The sequence below is a fragment of the Conservatibacter flavescens genome (assembly GCF_002795425.1).
Lineage (GTDB): Bacteria > Pseudomonadota > Gammaproteobacteria > Enterobacterales > Pasteurellaceae > Conservatibacter > Conservatibacter flavescens.
This window is the reverse complement of record NZ_PHHA01000003.1, coordinates 230,803-248,513: the sequence shown is the minus strand read 5'-3', so window position 1 is coordinate 248,513 and position 17,711 is coordinate 230,803. Positions and strand designations below refer to the sequence as shown.

12 protein-coding genes are annotated in these 17,711 nt (G+C 40.0%); 6 read left to right on the top strand and 6 right to left on the bottom strand.

The window, feature by feature from the left end; all coding sequences use genetic code 11:
• Positions 1-66: 66 nt before the first annotated feature.
• Positions 67-663, top strand: a complete 597-nt coding sequence (gene rsmD, locus CVP05_RS03080) for a 16S rRNA (guanine(966)-N(2))-methyltransferase RsmD (RefSeq protein ID WP_100288102.1) — start codon at positions 67-69, stop codon at positions 661-663.
• A 9-nt stretch (positions 664-672) separates the two neighbouring features.
• Here rsmD and CVP05_RS03075 read toward each other — a convergent pair whose 3' ends face one another.
• A complete protein-coding gene (locus CVP05_RS03075) occupies positions 673-1,785 on the bottom strand; it encodes an anhydro-N-acetylmuramic acid kinase (RefSeq protein ID WP_100288101.1) in 1,113 nt (370 codons plus the stop codon).
• Positions 1,786-1,938: 153 nt separating this feature from the next.
• On the opposite strand from CVP05_RS03075, the gene tamA reads away from it, so the two are divergent.
• The 3 genes from tamA to CVP05_RS03060 are packed head-to-tail and all read left to right on the top strand — an operon-like array spanning position 1,939 to position 9,170.
• Positions 1,939-3,627, top strand: coding sequence for an autotransporter assembly complex protein TamA (tamA, locus tag CVP05_RS03070; protein WP_100288173.1), 1,689 nt, complete (start codon positions 1,939-1,941; stop codon positions 3,625-3,627).
• Entirely contained in the window at positions 3,628-7,590 is a 3,963-nt protein-coding gene (tamB, locus tag CVP05_RS03065; RefSeq protein WP_100288100.1) for an autotransporter assembly complex protein TamB, read from the top strand.
• Between the two features lie 11 nt (positions 7,591-7,601).
• The gene (locus CVP05_RS03060; protein WP_100288099.1) at positions 7,602-9,170 is read left to right on the top strand and encodes a Ppx/GppA phosphatase family protein; all 1,569 of its coding nucleotides are present in this window, start codon (positions 7,602-7,604) and stop codon (positions 9,168-9,170) included.
• A gap of 85 nt (positions 9,171-9,255) precedes the next feature.
• Here the strand turns inward: CVP05_RS03060 and narL are convergent, their stop codons facing one another.
• Positions 9,256-9,882: a two-component system response regulator NarL gene (gene narL / locus CVP05_RS03055; RefSeq protein ID WP_100288098.1), complete on the bottom strand. Its 627-nt coding sequence runs from the start codon at positions 9,880-9,882 to the stop codon at positions 9,256-9,258.
• Positions 9,883-9,998: 116 nt separating this feature from the next.
• Positions 9,999-12,506, bottom strand: coding sequence for a class I adenylate cyclase (locus CVP05_RS03050; protein WP_100288097.1), 2,508 nt, complete (start codon positions 12,504-12,506; stop codon positions 9,999-10,001).
• 211 nt (positions 12,507-12,717) lie between these two features.
• Between CVP05_RS03050 and narQ the strand changes: the two genes are divergently transcribed.
• Complete coding sequence (gene narQ, locus CVP05_RS03045) at positions 12,718-14,439, top strand: nitrate/nitrite two-component system sensor histidine kinase NarQ (protein ID WP_100288096.1); 1,722 nt, start codon at positions 12,718-12,720, stop codon at positions 14,437-14,439.
• 21 nt (positions 14,440-14,460) lie between these two features.
• Here the strand turns inward: narQ and fabR are convergent, their stop codons facing one another.
• Positions 14,461-15,054: an HTH-type transcriptional repressor FabR gene (fabR, locus tag CVP05_RS03040; protein WP_100288095.1), complete on the bottom strand. Its 594-nt coding sequence runs from the start codon at positions 15,052-15,054 to the stop codon at positions 14,461-14,463.
• A 10-nt stretch (positions 15,055-15,064) separates the two neighbouring features.
• Positions 15,065-15,967 carry a DNA-binding transcriptional regulator OxyR gene (oxyR, locus tag CVP05_RS03035; RefSeq protein WP_100288094.1) on the bottom strand — a complete coding sequence of 301 codons (903 nt, stop codon included), beginning with the start codon at positions 15,965-15,967 and terminating at the stop codon, positions 15,065-15,067.
• 127 nt (positions 15,968-16,094) lie between these two features.
• Between oxyR and CVP05_RS03030 the strand changes: the two genes are divergently transcribed.
• Positions 16,095-16,826, top strand: coding sequence for a glutathione peroxidase (locus CVP05_RS03030; protein WP_100288093.1), 732 nt, complete (start codon positions 16,095-16,097; stop codon positions 16,824-16,826).
• Between the two features lie 47 nt (positions 16,827-16,873).
• Here CVP05_RS03030 and CVP05_RS03025 read toward each other — a convergent pair whose 3' ends face one another.
• Positions 16,874-17,500, bottom strand: coding sequence for a hypothetical protein (locus CVP05_RS03025; protein ID WP_100288092.1), 627 nt, complete (start codon positions 17,498-17,500; stop codon positions 16,874-16,876).
• Positions 17,501-17,711 lie beyond the last annotated feature (211 nt).

Sequence of the window (17,711 nt, the reverse complement as noted above, 5' to 3'; positions counted from 1 at the left end):
ACAATAGCTCAAAATCTTAAAATAGACTAAAATATGCTTATATTATCATTTATTTGCATATCCGACATGAAAAAAAACCATTCCAACCAAATTTCAAACAATAAGGGTGAAGTCCGTATTATCGCTGGAAAATGGCGTGGGCGAAAACTGCCGGTCTTAAACCGCGAGGGTTTGCGACCAACGGGGGATCGGGTTAAAGAAACCCTATTTAATTGGTTGATGCCTTATATTATTGATGCACATTGTTTAGATTGTTTTGCCGGTAGTGGTTCATTAGGATTTGAGGCATTATCGCGCCACGCGAAAAGTGTCACCTTTGTTGAATTAGATGCCCGCGTAGTCCACCAATTAAAACAAAATCTCGCGACCTTGAATTGTTCACCTGAACAAGGAAAAGTGATCCAGCAAAATAGCTTGGACTTCTTAAAACTTGCAAAAAACACACCGCACTTTGATATTGTTTTCCTTGATCCACCCTTTCATTTAGGACTAACGGAACAAGCCATTCAACTACTCCAGCAACATGATTGGTTAGCGGATAATGCCATAATTTATGTGGAAACCGAAAAGGTTCAGCCCCTCACCACACCGGCTAATTGGCGATTATTAAAAGAAAAAACCACAGGCATGGTATGTTATCGCTTATACCAAGTAGTGCATTAATCCCTGTCTCTAAGGCTTAGGAAAAATCGCCCCCAAACTAACGGTTCGCTGCGCACCTGTCACGCTAGGTAAGTTTGATGGCAACCCTTGCAAACGTTGATACGCTAGCCAAGCAAATGCGGCAGCTTCCACATCATCGGGGTGCAAGCCAAATGCCTCTGTCGTTGTGACATGCCATTGTGGTAATAACGCTATTAAGCGCTCCATTAATAATGGATTGCTTGCTCCACCACCACAGACTAATAAACGACAAGGCAACGATGTATGAATCGTCATCAACGCATTCACAATACTTTGTGCAGTGAACTCAACAAGTGTTGCTTGAACATTTTGTGGTAAAAGTGCGGTATGTTTTTGTAGTTTTTTTTCCAACCATAAAAGGTTGAACAATTCTCTTCCTGTACTTTTAGGGGGAGCCAAGTGGAAAAACGGTTCGTCGAGCAAATCCGCTAACAATTGATGACAAACTTGTCCTGTTCGCGCCCAAGCTGCATCTTTGTCATAGCGTTGCTGTTGATGTTTTTCAATCCATTGATCTAACAAAGTATTACCTGGCCCAACATCGTAGCCTAAAACAGGCTGATTGGGTATGAGACAAGAAACATTACTGATCCCACCAATATTTAATACTACCGTGCCTTGTGTTTCATCTGCAAATAATGCTTGATGAAATGCCGGAACCAATGGCGCGCCTTGTCCACCGTAAGCCATATCTTTGCGACGAAAATCTGCAATCACCGTAATCTGCGTTTTAGCCGCCAAAAGATGCATATCGCCAATTTGTAATGTAAAAGGAAAATTCCCCTGTGGCGCATGCCAAATGGTCTGTCCATGACACCCTATCGCGATAATAGACTCGGGGGGCAGCTGTTGTTTGACTAAAAATTGATTCACACAGTCCCCATACAGCAGACCCAACTGATGATCAATCTCGCCTAATTGTTGTAAATTAACTTCACCAGTACGTAAAAGTGCGGTCAGTTTTTTACGTAAATTTTCCGGCATGGGAACAAAATCTGCGGTAACAAATCGCGGTTCTGATTGTCCAAAATCCATTAAAGCCAAATCTACGCCATCTAGACTCGTGCCGGACATAATTCCAATGTAATATGCTGTACTCATAATATCCTCGCTTAAGGCATATATTATGCGAAATTGACATATTTTCATAGGGCTGGCAATCTATGGCTTGAAAAGGTAAACTACCTGAATTAGTAAAAGAAAAATTTCAATGGTGACCCAGTGCAGTTTCGAAAACTATCCCAACTCACATTTATGCTTTTCTTCAGTGCAAATATTGCTTTTGCAGCGCAATCTGTGTCACTGAAAGTAGAAGGTATTCATAATGCCGCATTAAACGATAACGTGCGTATTCATGTGAATGCTATTAACCCAGAAGAAGCCGACGGTTCTGAACGCTATCAATCTCTTGTTAGCGAAGCCATTGATAAAGCATTACGAGCAGAAGGGTATTATGGTTCTATCATTAGCTATCATCGTAACGGCCAAGAATTAATCGCAAATGTACAAGTTGGCGAGGCGGTTAAAATTGCAGAAGCGGATGTACTTATCATCGGTCAAGCAAGTGATGATGAAGCATTTCAAACCTTAGATAAAGAATTACCTAAACCGGGTACTCAGTTAAACCATGGTACCTATGATGATTATAAAAGTGCGCTCAATACCTTAGCAATCAAGCGCGGCTATTTTGATGCTGAATTTTTGGTTCATCGTTTAGAAGTCATGCCATCAACACATCAAGCATGGTGGCGTTTACTTTTTGATAGTGGCGATCGTTATCATTATGGCGATATCCGTTTTCATCATTCTCAAATTCGAGAAGATTATTTACGCAACATGCTGAAGCTAAAATCCGGAGAGCCTTATTTAATCAATGATTTATCGACTCTGACTTCCGATTTTTCTTCATCTAATTGGTTTTCATCGGTACTTATTCAACCGGAGCTCAATGATAAACAAAAGATCGTGAATCTTGATGTATCCTTGTATCCACGCAAAAAGAACAGCATGGAAGTCGGGATAGGTTATTCTTCTGATGTCGGCCCGCGTTTTCAATTGGGCTGGTCAAAACCTTGGATCAATAATCGTGGACACAGTTTTCGTAGCGACCTATATCTTTCTGCGCCAAAACAAACCTTTGAAGCCACGTATAAAATGCCATTGCTAAAAAACCCATTAGATTATTATTATGAATTTGTGGCAGGGGTAGAAAATGAAGATAAAAATGACACAAAATCCCTCGCTGCAACAATGGGGGCATTGCGCTATTGGAATCACCCAACAGGCTGGCAATACTCTCTTGGTATGCGAGCGCGCTACGATTCATTTACTCAGGCGAATCAATCAGAAAAAACCCTATTACTTTATCCCACGGCCTCTGTCAATCGTACTCGTCTTCGTGGTGGGTTATTTCCTGACTGGGGAGATGCTCAACGTTTAACCGTCGATCTAGGGCGTAAATTATGGTTTTCTGATGTGAATTTTCTAAGCATCCGCGCCTCAACCAGTTGGATCCGTACTTTTGCTGATAACCATCGTTTCTATGTGCGTGGTGAACTCGGTTGGTTGCATACTAATGATTTAGCCCGTATGCCACCGGCATTACGTTTCTTTGCAGGTGGCGATCGGAGTGTACGAGGTTATGGCTATAAAAAGATTTCCCCCAAAAATCATGAAGGGAAATTAGTCGGTGGCTCCCGTTTAGCCACAGGCACCTTAGAATACCAATATCAAGTCTATCAAGACTGGTGGTTAGCGACTTTTGCCGATACGGGTTTAGCCGCTAACTCTTTTAGTACAGATGAACTACGTTATGGTGCGGGCATTGGTTTACGCTGGGCCTCGCCTGTCGGTGCAGTAAAAATTGACATTGCTACCCCAATTCGTGATAAAGATAACAGCAAGAATATCCAATTTTATATTGGCTTAGGATCGGAGCTATAAATGACTAACAGCGAAAACGTTTCTCAGCAAACAGAAGATACTAAAATAACACCGACCAATAAACCTCATAGTAAGAAAAAGCGTTGGTGTTGTGTACTAGGTGGCATAAGTGCGGTCATTTTGGTCCCTGTTTTTGTCTTAGTCGGTATGTTATCCACTAATGCCGGCCAAATAAAACTGATTAAACTTGCAGATCAGTGGTTAGATGCCCTGAGTATTGAACAAGTCAGCGGAGGATTACAAGACGGATTAACATTACAGCAGATCCGTTACCAATCTGAAGGAGTAGATACGCTAATTGAGCAAGCGCATTTACAGCTTGATTTTCATTGTTTATGGCAACGTAAGATCTGTTTAGAAGACCTGAGGATCACACACCCACAAATTCTGATTGATACCGCGAAATTACCGCCATCTCCAGAAGAGGAAGACAAAGACACAACCCCAATGCAGCGCATAAACTTACCGATTTCTGTTGAGGTGAAAAATGTCGAGGTCGATAACCTGTTGGTGAAAATTGATAACAGCGAAATCCAACTTGGCCTCTTTAAAAGTGCGGCCACCTTAAATAATGCATCAGGGCTAACCCTCTTACCAACCCAGTTTGAGCAACTTTATTTTACCGTCCATGACCAAGAGGATGTACAAAAAGTTATTGATGCGACCGCCAATGCCGCCAAAGAAACGGCTGCGAATGTAAAAGATGCTGTGGTTAATGCACAGCAACAAGCCGACAATACGCCTTTAAATACACATTGGAATGAAATAGAACAGCAACTTGCCGCACCTTTATTAGCCAATTTACACCAAATTGAATTGCCTTTTGATATGCACATTACCAATATTCAAGGCAAAGATTGGCGCTATGTCCACCATACTGGTGATAGCCAACAAACGATTACCATTCCACATGTCCAGCTACAAGCTGATGCGACAGATTACACTGTGCAATTAACAACTTTTGACATAGAAAGCTCTTTAGGCAATCTGCATAGCCAAGGAACGATTCAACTCAATGAAGACTTCCCACTCAATTTACACTTACACGGTAATATCCACGAGTTCAACACAGAACAAGAAACGTTACTACCTGACACCACACTTGATTTAACGCTATCAGGATCTTTACGAAAACAAACCGCACTTGAGTTAAAAACCACAGGTATTGATGCTTTATTAACTGCTAACGTATCGTTGAACGAACCTAAAACACCGTTTCAATTACAACTAAGCAGCCCGCAAATACGTTATCCATTTAAAGGCAACGATCCATTTATTGCCAAAAATATCGACCTAAATGCACAAGGCAATCTATTAGATTATCAAATTCAGTTTTCCGGTAATGCTCAGGGTATGGGTATACCCGCGGCACAATTAAAGCTCGCCATAAGCGGTGGGCTGACGCAAGCCAAAATTGACAATGCCCAATTAAACGCCCTTAATGGTACAACAACACTCACAGGGCAAGTAGATTGGAAGGAAGGGTTGCAATGGCAAAGTGCGGTCAATTTAGACAAAATAAATACTGCAACCCATTGGAAAGATTGGGCAGCCACCTTATCCGGCACATTAGAATCCTCTGGTTATGCGAAAAGTCATGACTGGCTGGTAAAACTACCCGTTTTAGATCTTCAAGGCACTTTTTCAGGTCGACCATTGAGCCTCAAAGGACAACTTGATGCCAGCCAAGATAACTTACTGACTATTCCTCAGTTAACCTTGAACTATGGCGACAACCATATTCAAGTAAAAGGTCATCTTAACGATACGTCAGACTTAAAATTGACCATAAATGCCCCGAATTTAAGTGGTCTATTACCCAATTTTAGTGCTGCATTATCCGGCAATGCCCATATTCAAGGCAGTATTCGTGAACCACAACTGAATATAGATTTAGTGGGAAACAATATCCGCTTCCAAGATATGCAGTTAACCAAAGCAAGCATACAAAGCAATATTCACAGCCAACAACAAATTCAAGGACAAGCAGACATTAAGCTAAATGGCTTTCAATATGGTGAAACGAAAATTAGTCAATTAGCGTTAAATCTACAAGGTAATGAACAACAACACACACTCACCCTGCGTTCACAAGGTGATCCTGTGGCCGCAAATTTAGATTTATCCGGCAGTTTTGACCGCACTTCACAAATTTGGAAAGGTAGCCTTGGACAAACGAATATTCGTTCACCTATTGGTAATATCAGTAAAAATCAAGCCGTCAACATTGAATATGATAATACACAATTAAGCGCTACTATCGCGCCTCACTGCTGGCATAGCACTGAGATTGAACTGTGTTTTCCTCAAACCTTTAAAGCCGGTGTCACAGGAGAGGTCCCTTTCGATATCCGCAAGCTTGATCTCACACTGGTCAATAAACTGACTGAACAAGATCAGCTACTGACTGGACAGCTGAAGAGTCAAGGTAAGGTTGCTTGGTTTAGCGATAAACCTTTCACGTTTGACATTAACGTTGAGGGAAATAATTTAGCCGTATCGCAAAAAATCCAACATAATACCTTTAAATTAGCGATTCCATCGCTGAACGTAGAGGCCAAATTGGTTGATAATAATGCCAATCTAAAATCCCAAATTCGTTTGCAAGACCAAGCAACCATCAATGCGGATTTACAAGTTCAAGATATTCAGCAAAAACGTCAATTAGGCGGAACATTAGATATTCGCCAATTAAACTTACGTTTATTTAATCAACTACTCTCCCGTGGGGATAACATTAATGGGCAAGTAAATGCTAACTTACGCTTTGGTGGCAACGCAGAAACACCATTACTCAACGGCTCTTTTAATGCCAATAACTTAAAAATGAATATGGCCAGTTTGCCATTAGAAATCAGTGATGGTGAATTAAACATTGATTTTCATGGAAATCGCTCTACCTTACAAGGTAATATCCAGAGTAACAATAGCCGTTTATCTCTTGAAGGCGACGCCAGTTGGCACGATATCAATCGCTGGGAAGCGAATTTGGCGGCCAAAGCCAACGAGTTTCGTGTCGATATTCCGAATATGGCACGCTTAAGAATTAGCCCTGATGTCCGCGTTACCGCGACACCGACTTTACTCGAGCTATCCGGTGAAATTAACATTCCATGGGCGCGAATTGAGGTAGAAGAACTGCCTGAAAGCGCTGTGACTGTCAGTAGTGATGAGGTTATTTTAACCCATGCGCCAACAGAACGCGTGCATATTCCTACTACCCCACGCCAAGGGCCAGAAGGCATGTTGATTAAATCCGATCTTACGATTAATATCGGAGATAATGTTTGGCTTGATGCATATGGGTTAAAAAGCGGTTTAACTGGATTACTTTCCGTCCGCCAAGAGAAGGGAAAACTCGGTTTATATGGACAAGTTAATATGAAAAATGGGCGCTATGCCTCATTTGGACAAGACTTGTTAATCCGTAAAGGACAAATTAGTTTTTCAGGGTTACCATCACAACCATTATTGAATATTGAAGCAATCCGTAACCCAGAAGCAATGGAAGATACAAATGTTACAGCAGGGGTTAAAGTAACAGGGGTCGCGGATTCCCCAGAAGTCAGTATTTTCTCGGAGCCGAGTATGCCACAAGACCAAGCCCTTTCTTATATTTTAACTGGGCGCTCCTTAGAAAACAGTGGCGATGCGGGGTCTAGTGGTTCTATCGGCGCAGCATTATTAGGACTCAGTCTAGCAAAAAGTGGAAAATTAGTCGGAGGCATTGGCGAAGCCTTTGGTATCCGAGATCTCAATTTAGGCACTCAAGGGGTGGGGGATAGTTCAAAAGTCGTTGTCAGTGGCTATATCACTCCTCGTTTACAAGTGAAATATGGTGTGGGATTATTTGATGGCCTAGCGGAGTTTACACTGCGTTATCGTTTAATGCCCCAATTATATTTGCAATCTGTATCAGGTGTAACCCAAGCCTTTGATTTATTATATCAATTTGAATTTTAGAGAGAGTGATTATGATAGAGAATAATTTATTTCCCAAAGCCGCTGAACTACTCGCTAATCACAACAATGACGGGCGGGAGATCGCAGCCATTGATTTAGGCTCCAACAGTTTTCATATGATTATTGCGCGGATTATCAATGGCTCTATTCAAATTTTGTCACGTTTAAAACAACAGGTACAATTAGCAGAAGGTCTTGATGAAAATAATGTTCTCAGTCAAGCCGCTATTCAGCGTGGTGTGGAATGTCTCGCACTATTTGCTGAACGTTTACATGGTTTCGCCCCCCAAGATGTCCGCGTAGTCGGCACTTACACTCTCAGAACCGCAGTTAATAATCAAGATTTTTTACAACAAGCTCAACAGGTTTTTCCCTATCATATCAATATTATTTCTGGCCAATCTGAAGCAGAATTCATTTATGCCGGTGCCTCACATACCCAGCCAGAAATGGGGCGAAAATTTGTTATTGATATTGGCGGCGGTTCCACCGAAATGATTATTGGTGACGATTTTTTGCCACTCATTACCCAAAGCCGTCACATGGGGTGTGTCAGTTTTGCTAAACATTATTTTCCTAATAACATCATCTCTAAAGCGCATTTTGAACACGCTTATCAAAGTGCGGTGAAAAAAATTGAAGATCTTGCCGAAAAATATCAGCATCTTGGTTGGAAATCCGTTTTAGGATCATCAGGCACGATCAAGACAGTGACCCAAGTCATCAGCCATACGATTAACAATGATGGGCTAATTACACGCCCTCGCTTACAACAACTTATTGAGCGAGTACTTCGTGCAGATCATATGAATAAGCTCATGATTCCAGGCCTACTTGAAGAACGAGTGAACGTTTTTGTACCCGGCTTAGCGATTCTCACCGCGATATTTGACGTGTTTAAAATACGAAAAATGCGCTATTCTGACGGTGCTTTACGTGAAGGAATCATTTATAGCTTAGAACAAGGCTTTCAGGTCAGTAATATTCGCCAACGCACCGCCAAAGGTTTAATGGAACAATTTAATATTGATGAAAATCAAGCACATCGAGTCTATCAAACCGCAGTGTTGCTCAGTCAAGAATATCAAAGTTGGAACAATGCCCATTTGAGTCAAGAAATGCGTAGTATTTTATTATGGGCCGCACAATTACATGAAGTCGGTATTGTCATTAATCATCGAGGCTTGCAGCATCATTCTGCTTATATATTACAAAACACTGAATTACCTGGTTTTGATAAAGCTCAGCAGGAATTGTTAACCACATTAGTGCGCCATCATATCGGCACGTTTAAACGTCGCGAATTACCCAAATTTTCACGCTATGACTATATGGATGTTTTGGCCCTAATCCGCTTATTACGTCTAGCGGTGCTGTTAAATAAATCACGGCAAGCCACAGAGAAGGCCGAAAAATTCTCCTTGAAATTAAACCGCACTTTGACTAATTGGCAGTTAACCTTTGAAAATGACTATCTCTCTCGCAATCCATTAATAGTACAAGACTTAATCGCGGAGAAACGCTTTTTAGAAACCATCGGAACATTAAAATTTCGATTTGCAGATAAGGTAAGCGATTAATATGGCAAAATAAAATGGGCTAATACCTTAGCCCAAAACATCTCATACAAGGGCGTTCTTACTGCCCTCGCGACTATTATCGTCATTAAGACTTATGTTGAAAATATAATACTGTAGCAGCCACTCTAGAATGCACATTTAATTTACGTAACAAATTACGAATATGTACTTTCACGGTTTCTTCTGAAATAAATAATTGCCCAGCAATTTGTTTATTTGATAGTCCCTTAGCGATCAGCTGTAATACATCCATTTCACGATCAGTGAGTGAATAAATCGGATCATGTGAAGGGTGACGCTCTAATAAAAGATTTTTGATAGAGTCACTTAAAATCACTTCACCGCTGGCAATTCGCTTCAATTGCACCAATAACATATCCGGCTCAGTATCTTTCAACAAATACCCATCAGCGCCGGCATCCACTAAAGCGAAAATATCTGCTTTAGCATCAGAAACAGTCAAGATCACAATACGTGCATCAATATCTTCATTACGCAAAGCTCTTAATGTGTCTAAACCGGACAGGCCTTTCATATTGAGATCCAAAATAATGAGATCAGGATTGGTTTGCAACGCTAATGCAATTCCTTCATTGCCACTGCCTGCATCACCTACAACTTCAAAACTGTCTTCCAGTTCAATCAATTGTTTAATGCCGCGACGCATAAGTGGATGATCATCGATAATTAAGATTTTGATTTTTTCCAGCATAGTTCCCACCGAATTTATATGGCTCCAATATGCTTTTTACCATCATACAAAAGCATAAAACGCTATTATAGAGCAAGATAGAAAAATCTGCTATTTTTCTGTCAAAAATCCTTGTTTTAGTGCGCGATTCGACTATGAAATGGCACAATGCGCGCTTGGCCATTTTGGGAGATTAATTGATAAAATTGCGGATAGTTAAAATCATGTTGCACAATACAATAAGGATTTTCTCCATTGCCATTTGCTGTCGTATAGATACGATTGATTTCCCGAATTTTCTGTTCTTTTTCACCTTCGCAATTACGATAAATTTCAATGCGATTGAGTTCATCAAGAATATAAACATTAAAAGTCTGGTCCTGATTATCTTCAAAAAAGAACTGCAAAAACCCCTCACTAGCAAAAAAATCAATTTCAAACGGGTATTTCAATGTGCGATCGACTTTAACCTCAGGTGGAGTAATTTTCTGTTGCAATGTCTGTCCAAACGGCGTATCTCCAAGAACAGGCACACCTTTAATTTCTTGCAAGTTAATCCCTTTCTCTTCAAAAAAGAATTGCCAGGTTTTACCGGCTACGCGCAACATATTAATCGGTTGCTGATTAATTGCGTAACCTGTTTGAACATTAACACATTTATGAATTAAAACGGACAACACGTTGCGTAGCGCCTGACGATAATACTGACTATAACAAAAAACATGGATTGTCGGCGCCGTTGCCCCCTTATGAATTTTATAACTTAAGGTTTTTAAGGCTGTTAAAATTGCATTCGCCCCTTCAAAATGTAAGGTTCTGATTTCATTCCACATATTGCGGTAAATCAGTGCAACACTTCCAACCAAACTTTTTTCCTCTGCACCAAAGCTAAACAAGTCAGACTGCTGAATCTGTTGTTTTAAACTGTCATTAGACAAATGTTGAGTTGGATCAGTATTTAAATTCACCACCACCATCAAATCACGAATTTTACAATTACGCTGCAAATCCGCATCTGTCGCGGGTGGCATGGTTGCTGGCAGCGACAAGCGTAAATCCGCCACAAATTCACGCAGGGTCTCTAAACTCACCCGTCGACTGGAAATATGCAATTCCGTATTCGCTGTTAATAGCCCATTAAAATATGCCCAAGCGACTAATTTATGTAAATGAGGATTAAACTCCACATAGCGCATTTGAGAAAGCTCATTAATATAAGGTGCTTGATTAACGAGATACCAACCGGCTTTTAAATGTCGACTGTCATTGACTTCAATAAAGGTCAAATGGTTTTCTGATAAATCATTAGAAATCTGCGGATTAAGTAGGGTGATTTTATTAGGTAGCTCTTCAAAAGCCGTATACAGTTTTCGTGTTAATACCGTAATATCTTGCGGCATAATACTGGCATCCACTTTGTGTTTGCGAGCAAAATTAACCAAGTTACGATAACTTAGCATTAACACTTGCACCAAACGATTATAAGTTTGCTTGACGCGTTTAATTTTCCATTGCCCGCGCTGATTAAGCTCTTCGATTAATGCCGGAGGCCATTGCCAGTTTTCCACTAACTGTGCTAACTGTTGGTTACGCCAATTGGCAATATGTTCATTTTTACTATCATGGGCTTTTGCATAAAAACAGCGGCGAACAAAATCTAGCCTCGAAAAATCCTCAATTCGCGTCAAATATTCGGTTACTCTATCTAACATGGCCATATAGGGATCGAACTGTTCAAAATGACCATTCTCCCCATGCAAAAAACGCTGTTTAAAATCTAAAGCAACTAAATTTGTTTGGGGATATTCCCATGAGTAGGCCTCTAATAACAAAATTTTTATTACTGCTTTGTAAGGCGAATCAATGCCCTTGAATAACTGCCATAATGTTGCCCCAAAATATTCATTTGCCGATAACGCACCTAAACCACCAAAATCCACCCACTGATTTAAATCTAATTGCTGTTCCTGTACTAAGCGCTGTACTTCTTTGTCATAATATTGTTCGTCTTTTACCGCTAGATGTAGCCATAACAAAGGCTTACCTGCCAGTCTAATGGTCGAACGATAAAACTCATCAAGCAATAAAATATGTTGTGCTGAACCACTATTTTCCGTACTCAAAGAATCCACATGTTGAAAAGAGCGGAAACGTTGTTGATCCATGAAAAAAAGATTCATTTCTACTTTGAAATTCCGCGCCCAATTTTGCAAAGCTATCGCCTTTTGCAAAAGTTTGTCGCGTTCATTGGAAGATAACTGGCTTCGGTGGCAAACCCAAATATCTAAATCAGACTCGGTCGTTTGAGCAACAGAGGAAATACTCCCCATCACATACACACCTTCAATCACAGGCAAAAGCGCGGTTTGTTTTTGCGTAATTTTTTGAATTAAGGTATTCGCTTGCTCTGTGGGCAAGTTCATCATTAAATATTTTCGTTGATAATCAGACAAGACGAAATCGGCAATCCCTTCTGCAGCATCAGGCAAAAAACCTGGCAAACCAGAATGATTGAGGTGTAACAATAATGGTAGAAGCTGAAAAACGTGCTGAAACTCTGTCGTCGCACCCTCTAAGGCTCTAGCTATTCTCGCCTTATCTAATCGTTCAATACGTTTTTTTGCTAACTCAAGATCATAATGCAAGAGTCAATCCTAATGTTATTGTGATTTCCATAGCCTGTGGACTGTAACATGTTCCTATCACTATGTAAAGAAAAGTGGCATTTTTACACCGCACTTCAGAGCTGTGAGGGAACATACCCGTTAAACGCATATTGAAAATCCCCCCGTTCATTTCACTCTGTGATACACTGTCTTTATTATTTACTCATAATGTTTTAAGTGAGGATTTGTAGTGCGTATCAAGCGTTCTGTTTCCACTCGTATTGCACATTATTTACTTATCATCATCGTCTTTGCAGGGCTTATCACTACCCTCAGTTTTGTGATTATGACCAGTAATCGTTCCGACGCCGAATCTATCAATGTATCCGGTTCTTTGCGTATGCAAAGTTATCGCTTAATCTATGAAATACAAAATCATCCTGATAATGTCGAACGTTATCTACAACAATACCAAACCACCTTACATACTCATGCTTTGACGGAGTTGAACAATAGCCTACTTGTCCCGAATACAGTCAAAACAGAATACCAAAGTGTTATCCAGCGCTGGCAAACCCTTGAAAATTATATACGCCATGGTGATATTGAGGCTTATCAACAAAATATTGAACAATATGTGGCACAGCTCGACAAATTTGTCTACGTTTTGCAACAATTTGCCGAGAAAAAGTTAACGCTTGCAACCACTGTTATTAGTGTCTCAATGTTATTGATCGTTGCAATGGTGTCTTATGTGATTTGGTATACCCATAAACAAGTCGTTAAACCGTTACACCGCCTCGCACGGGCGAGTTCACAGGTGCAAATGCGTATGTTTAATCACATTTCTTTAGATACTAATAAAAACGATGAACTGGGTATGTTGGCATTAGTCTTCACTCAGATGGCCAGTGATCTACAAAAACTCTACAGCGCCCTCGAAAAACAAGTGGACGAAAAAACAAAAAAATTAAGCCAAGTGAACCGCTCTTTATCGATGTTATATTACTGCTCACAACAACTCAGTGGCAATGAGCTGGATCGCACGCGCTTACAACAAGTGCTCAATCATGTACTACTTAATGAGCATTTACGCAGTCTTGAAGTACATATTTATCAAAATGAGCAATGGAATATTCACTTAGGTAAAACCGTTGAAGCCTTGAATTGGCAAACTAATCCTATTGATGTTGAAGGACAGGTACTCGGAGAATTACGCTGGCAAGCGGGTTTGCCTTGCCCTGATTACCGTACCATGCAAAATATTGCACAAATGTTAGGCCGCGCACTATACTTTAGCCATACTCAGCGCCAACAACAGCAACTTCTGTTAATGGAAGAACGCGCAATTATCGCACGAGAATTGCATGACTCATTAGCTCAAGTGTTATCATTTTTGCAAATTCAACTCACTCGACTAAAACATACTATTCGCAAAAATAACACAAGCGCCCAAGAAAAAAGCTTAGAAATTATTACAGAATTTGAACAGGCATTAAGCGATGGTTATATCCAACTGCGAGAATTACTCGCAACATTTCGCCTCACCATACAAGAAGCCAATTTACAGCTTGCATTAGAGCAGGTGATTGAAAATTTACAAAACCAAACTGAAATAAAAATCACTTTGGCTTGCTCACTGCCATCACAAACATTTAATGCCCAACAGCAAGTGCATGCTTTACAAATCGTGCGCGAGGCGATTTTAAATGCCATAAAACATTCGCAAGCGTCATTAATTGAAGTCATTGCTCACACCAATGAGGATGGCGAAAATGAGCTTATCGTGCAAGATAATGGAATTGGGATCCCTAGTTTAGAAGAACCTAGTGGTCATTATGGATTGAATATTATGCATGAGCGTGCAAAACAACTTAATGCGCATTTAAGTATCCAAGCACAGCCCACAGGAGGAACACAAGTAAAAATTACGCTTCCTTCATTTACGCCGACAAATCAGGATCACACATAAAAGTGCAGCGCATTTTATCTTCTAATGCGCTGCCCCTTTGGCTAACATTCGTAGCTGCAAAATAACGCGTTCTTTTAACTGGGCACGTTCTTTACTATTCATATCGAGCGCATTTGCCCCAGCCGTAAACACAATAGTCACCATGCCTTCAGATTGCACATAAGCCAACTCAGGTGAAATCGTATTACGATGCATAATATATTCAGCTAATTCATCAACAAAATGTTTAATTTCTCGTGCAGCGGCGGTACGAAATGCTTGTGATGACCCCGAACTTTCACGTAATAACAAACGAAAAACATTCGGGCTATTGTGGATAAATTCAAAAAAAGTTTCGACTGAAATCACAATAACACTGCCACCGCTTTCTAAACGTTTACGCGCTTGGCGCATCAACTGACGAAGAATCAACCCCGCCTCGTCAACCATCGTCAACCCTAACTCATCCATATCGCGAAAATGACGATAAAATGAGGTTGGTGCAATACCGGCTTCTCTTGCTACCTCACGCAAACTTAAATTAGAAAAACTTTTTTCCGCACTTAATTGATTAAACGCAGCATCAATTAACGCTCTACGAGTTTTCTCTTTTTGAATTGCTCTCACACCCGCCATAACTCACCTGTTATTTTGTTGCTAAAATGGGTTTAACTGCTTCACTCACTGCTACCGCGACTTTTTCATAACGATTACGCAGTGGAGAGCCCGGACGATATACAAGTGCAATCGTGCGTGCAGGCTCTGGCGCTTGACAAGGAATGTATTTGACCCCTTTTCGATCTCCTTCATTTAATACCGCTAATTCAGGCATTAAAGTCACCCCGCCATCTGCGGCCACCATATTACGCAACGTTTCTAAACTGGTTGCTTGAAAATGGGCATTTTCTTTGGCTCCTGCAGCAAAACAATAACCTAAGGCCTGTTCACGCAAGCAGTGGCCATCATCTAACATCAGCATTTCTAAACCACTTAACCGCTCAATCGCAATTTCCTTTTCATGTGCCCAAGGGTGATTATCCGGCACAGCAAGTAACATTTTTTCAGTAAAAATAGGCACTTCAATAAACGGTTCTGTTTCAGGGACTAAAGCTAAAATCGCACAATCTAGTTGCCCTGTTTCCAGTTGATCTAATAATTGTTGAGTTTGTGCTTCATACAAATAAAGTTCCAAATCCGGAAACTCTTTTTTCAATGTAGGCACAATATAAGGTAACAAATAAGGCCCTACCGTTGGAATAACGCCAATATGCAATGGCCCTGTCATATCTTTGCCTTGATTACTTGCCATTTCACGCAGAATTTTCACTTCACGTAGAATGGTTCTTGCTTGATCCACCAAGACTAGACCTGATTGAGTAAACAACACCTTTCGACTAGTTCTTTCTAGTAAAATAATACCCAGTTCATCTTCAAGCTTACGAATTTGTCCACTTAAAGTAGGTTGGCTAACATGGCAAGCATCAGCGGCACGACGAAAATGTTTGTGTTCTGCTAAGGCAACTAAATATTCTAGATCCCGAATATTCATTTTTGACCTCACTATAGAAATAAGCGATTAAAAGAATAGAATTAATTGATTGTAACTATATCACATCTTTTCCTATAATACAGCACATAAATTAATGTTCATTTTAACTACTATTGGAGATTATACAATGTCAGCAACAATGGAAGGAAAAAAAGTTCCTCAAGTTACATTCCATACCCGTCAGGGTGATGCATGGGTAGATGTAACCAGTGCAGAATTATTTGATAACAAAACCGTTATCGTATTTTCATTACCAGGTGCATTTACACCAACTTGTTCATCAACTCATTTACCGCGTTATAACGAACTTGCTTGTGAATTCAAAGCGTTAGGGGTAGATGATATTATTTGTATGTCCGTTAACGACACCTTCGTAATGAATGCTTGGAAAGCAGATCAAGAATCTGAAAATATCACCGTGATTCCTGACGGTAATGGTGAATTTACCGAAGGCATGGGAATGTTAGTCGGTAAAGAAGATTTAGGCTTCGGCAAACGTTCATGGCGCTATTCTATGCTTGTGAAAAACGGTGTGGTAGAAAAAATGTTCATTGAACCAAATGAACCAGGCGATCCGTTCAAAGTCTCTGATGCCGATACGATGATCAAATACCTAAAACCTGATTGGACAGCAAAACCGTCAGTATCGATCTTTACTAAACCTGGTTGCCCATTCTGTGCAAAAGCAAAAGGTTTATTAAAAGTAAAAGGCTATACTTTTGAAGAAATCGTATTAGGCCGAGATGCAAGCACTATCTCTGTGCGTGCAATTACTGGTAAAACCTCTGTACCACAAGTCTTTATTGGCGGCCAATACATTGGTGGCAGCGAAGAACTAGAAGCTCACTTTGCGAAATAATGTGAACTGAAAAAGGCGAACGTTGAAGTTCGCCTGTTCTGTTTTTACTATTTTACAAACTCACTAAATGTCAGTTCATAATCATCACCATCACGGCTATAAGAAATAAAACGTGGGAATTTCTCTCCCTTATGTTTTTTGACCATCATATCCTTATCGCCGGTAGAAAATTTATATGTAATCTCTTCGATACCATTTGATAATGTTTTACGACTTGTCTGCAAACGGACATTTTTCATAGGATACAGTTTTTTGCCGTTTGTAATTTGAAAATTCGCCGGCAGCTTATCATAATAACTTAACTGAAATGCTACACTAAATAAATCAAATGTTGGCAAAGTAAAAGTCTCTGTTTTTTGCTCTTTTACTTTACCATATTGAATGGTGTTCATATCAATACGCGCTGTCGCATAATCTTTGCCATTACGACTATCCCGATAACTCAACATATTAAATTGGTTATTACGTTGATAGCCTTGAGTTGTAAATTGAATTTTATACAATGGTACATTTATATTAGCCGTTATCGTATATTGACTATCTGCGCTTTTAAAATGCACATAAGCTGGCATCAAATAATTTGAACTATATTTTATATTAAAATTCTCACTGGCCGCCCAAGCCGTTGGCAAATAACTCAATAAACCTAATATCAATACCTTAATTAATTTCATTTAGACTCCTTTTACACGCAATAATGAAATATATGATCATGTATGATTTTCGCATAAATACAACTGTTATCGCAATTTAGACAATATATAATCAAATAAATTCATTTTTTGAGACAAAGAAAACAAACGCGGATCGTTCATTTTCTCTCATTAGCGATATGCTTTCCTATTATAGTCCGCGATGTATAATGAATTTTACAGAAGAATAGTT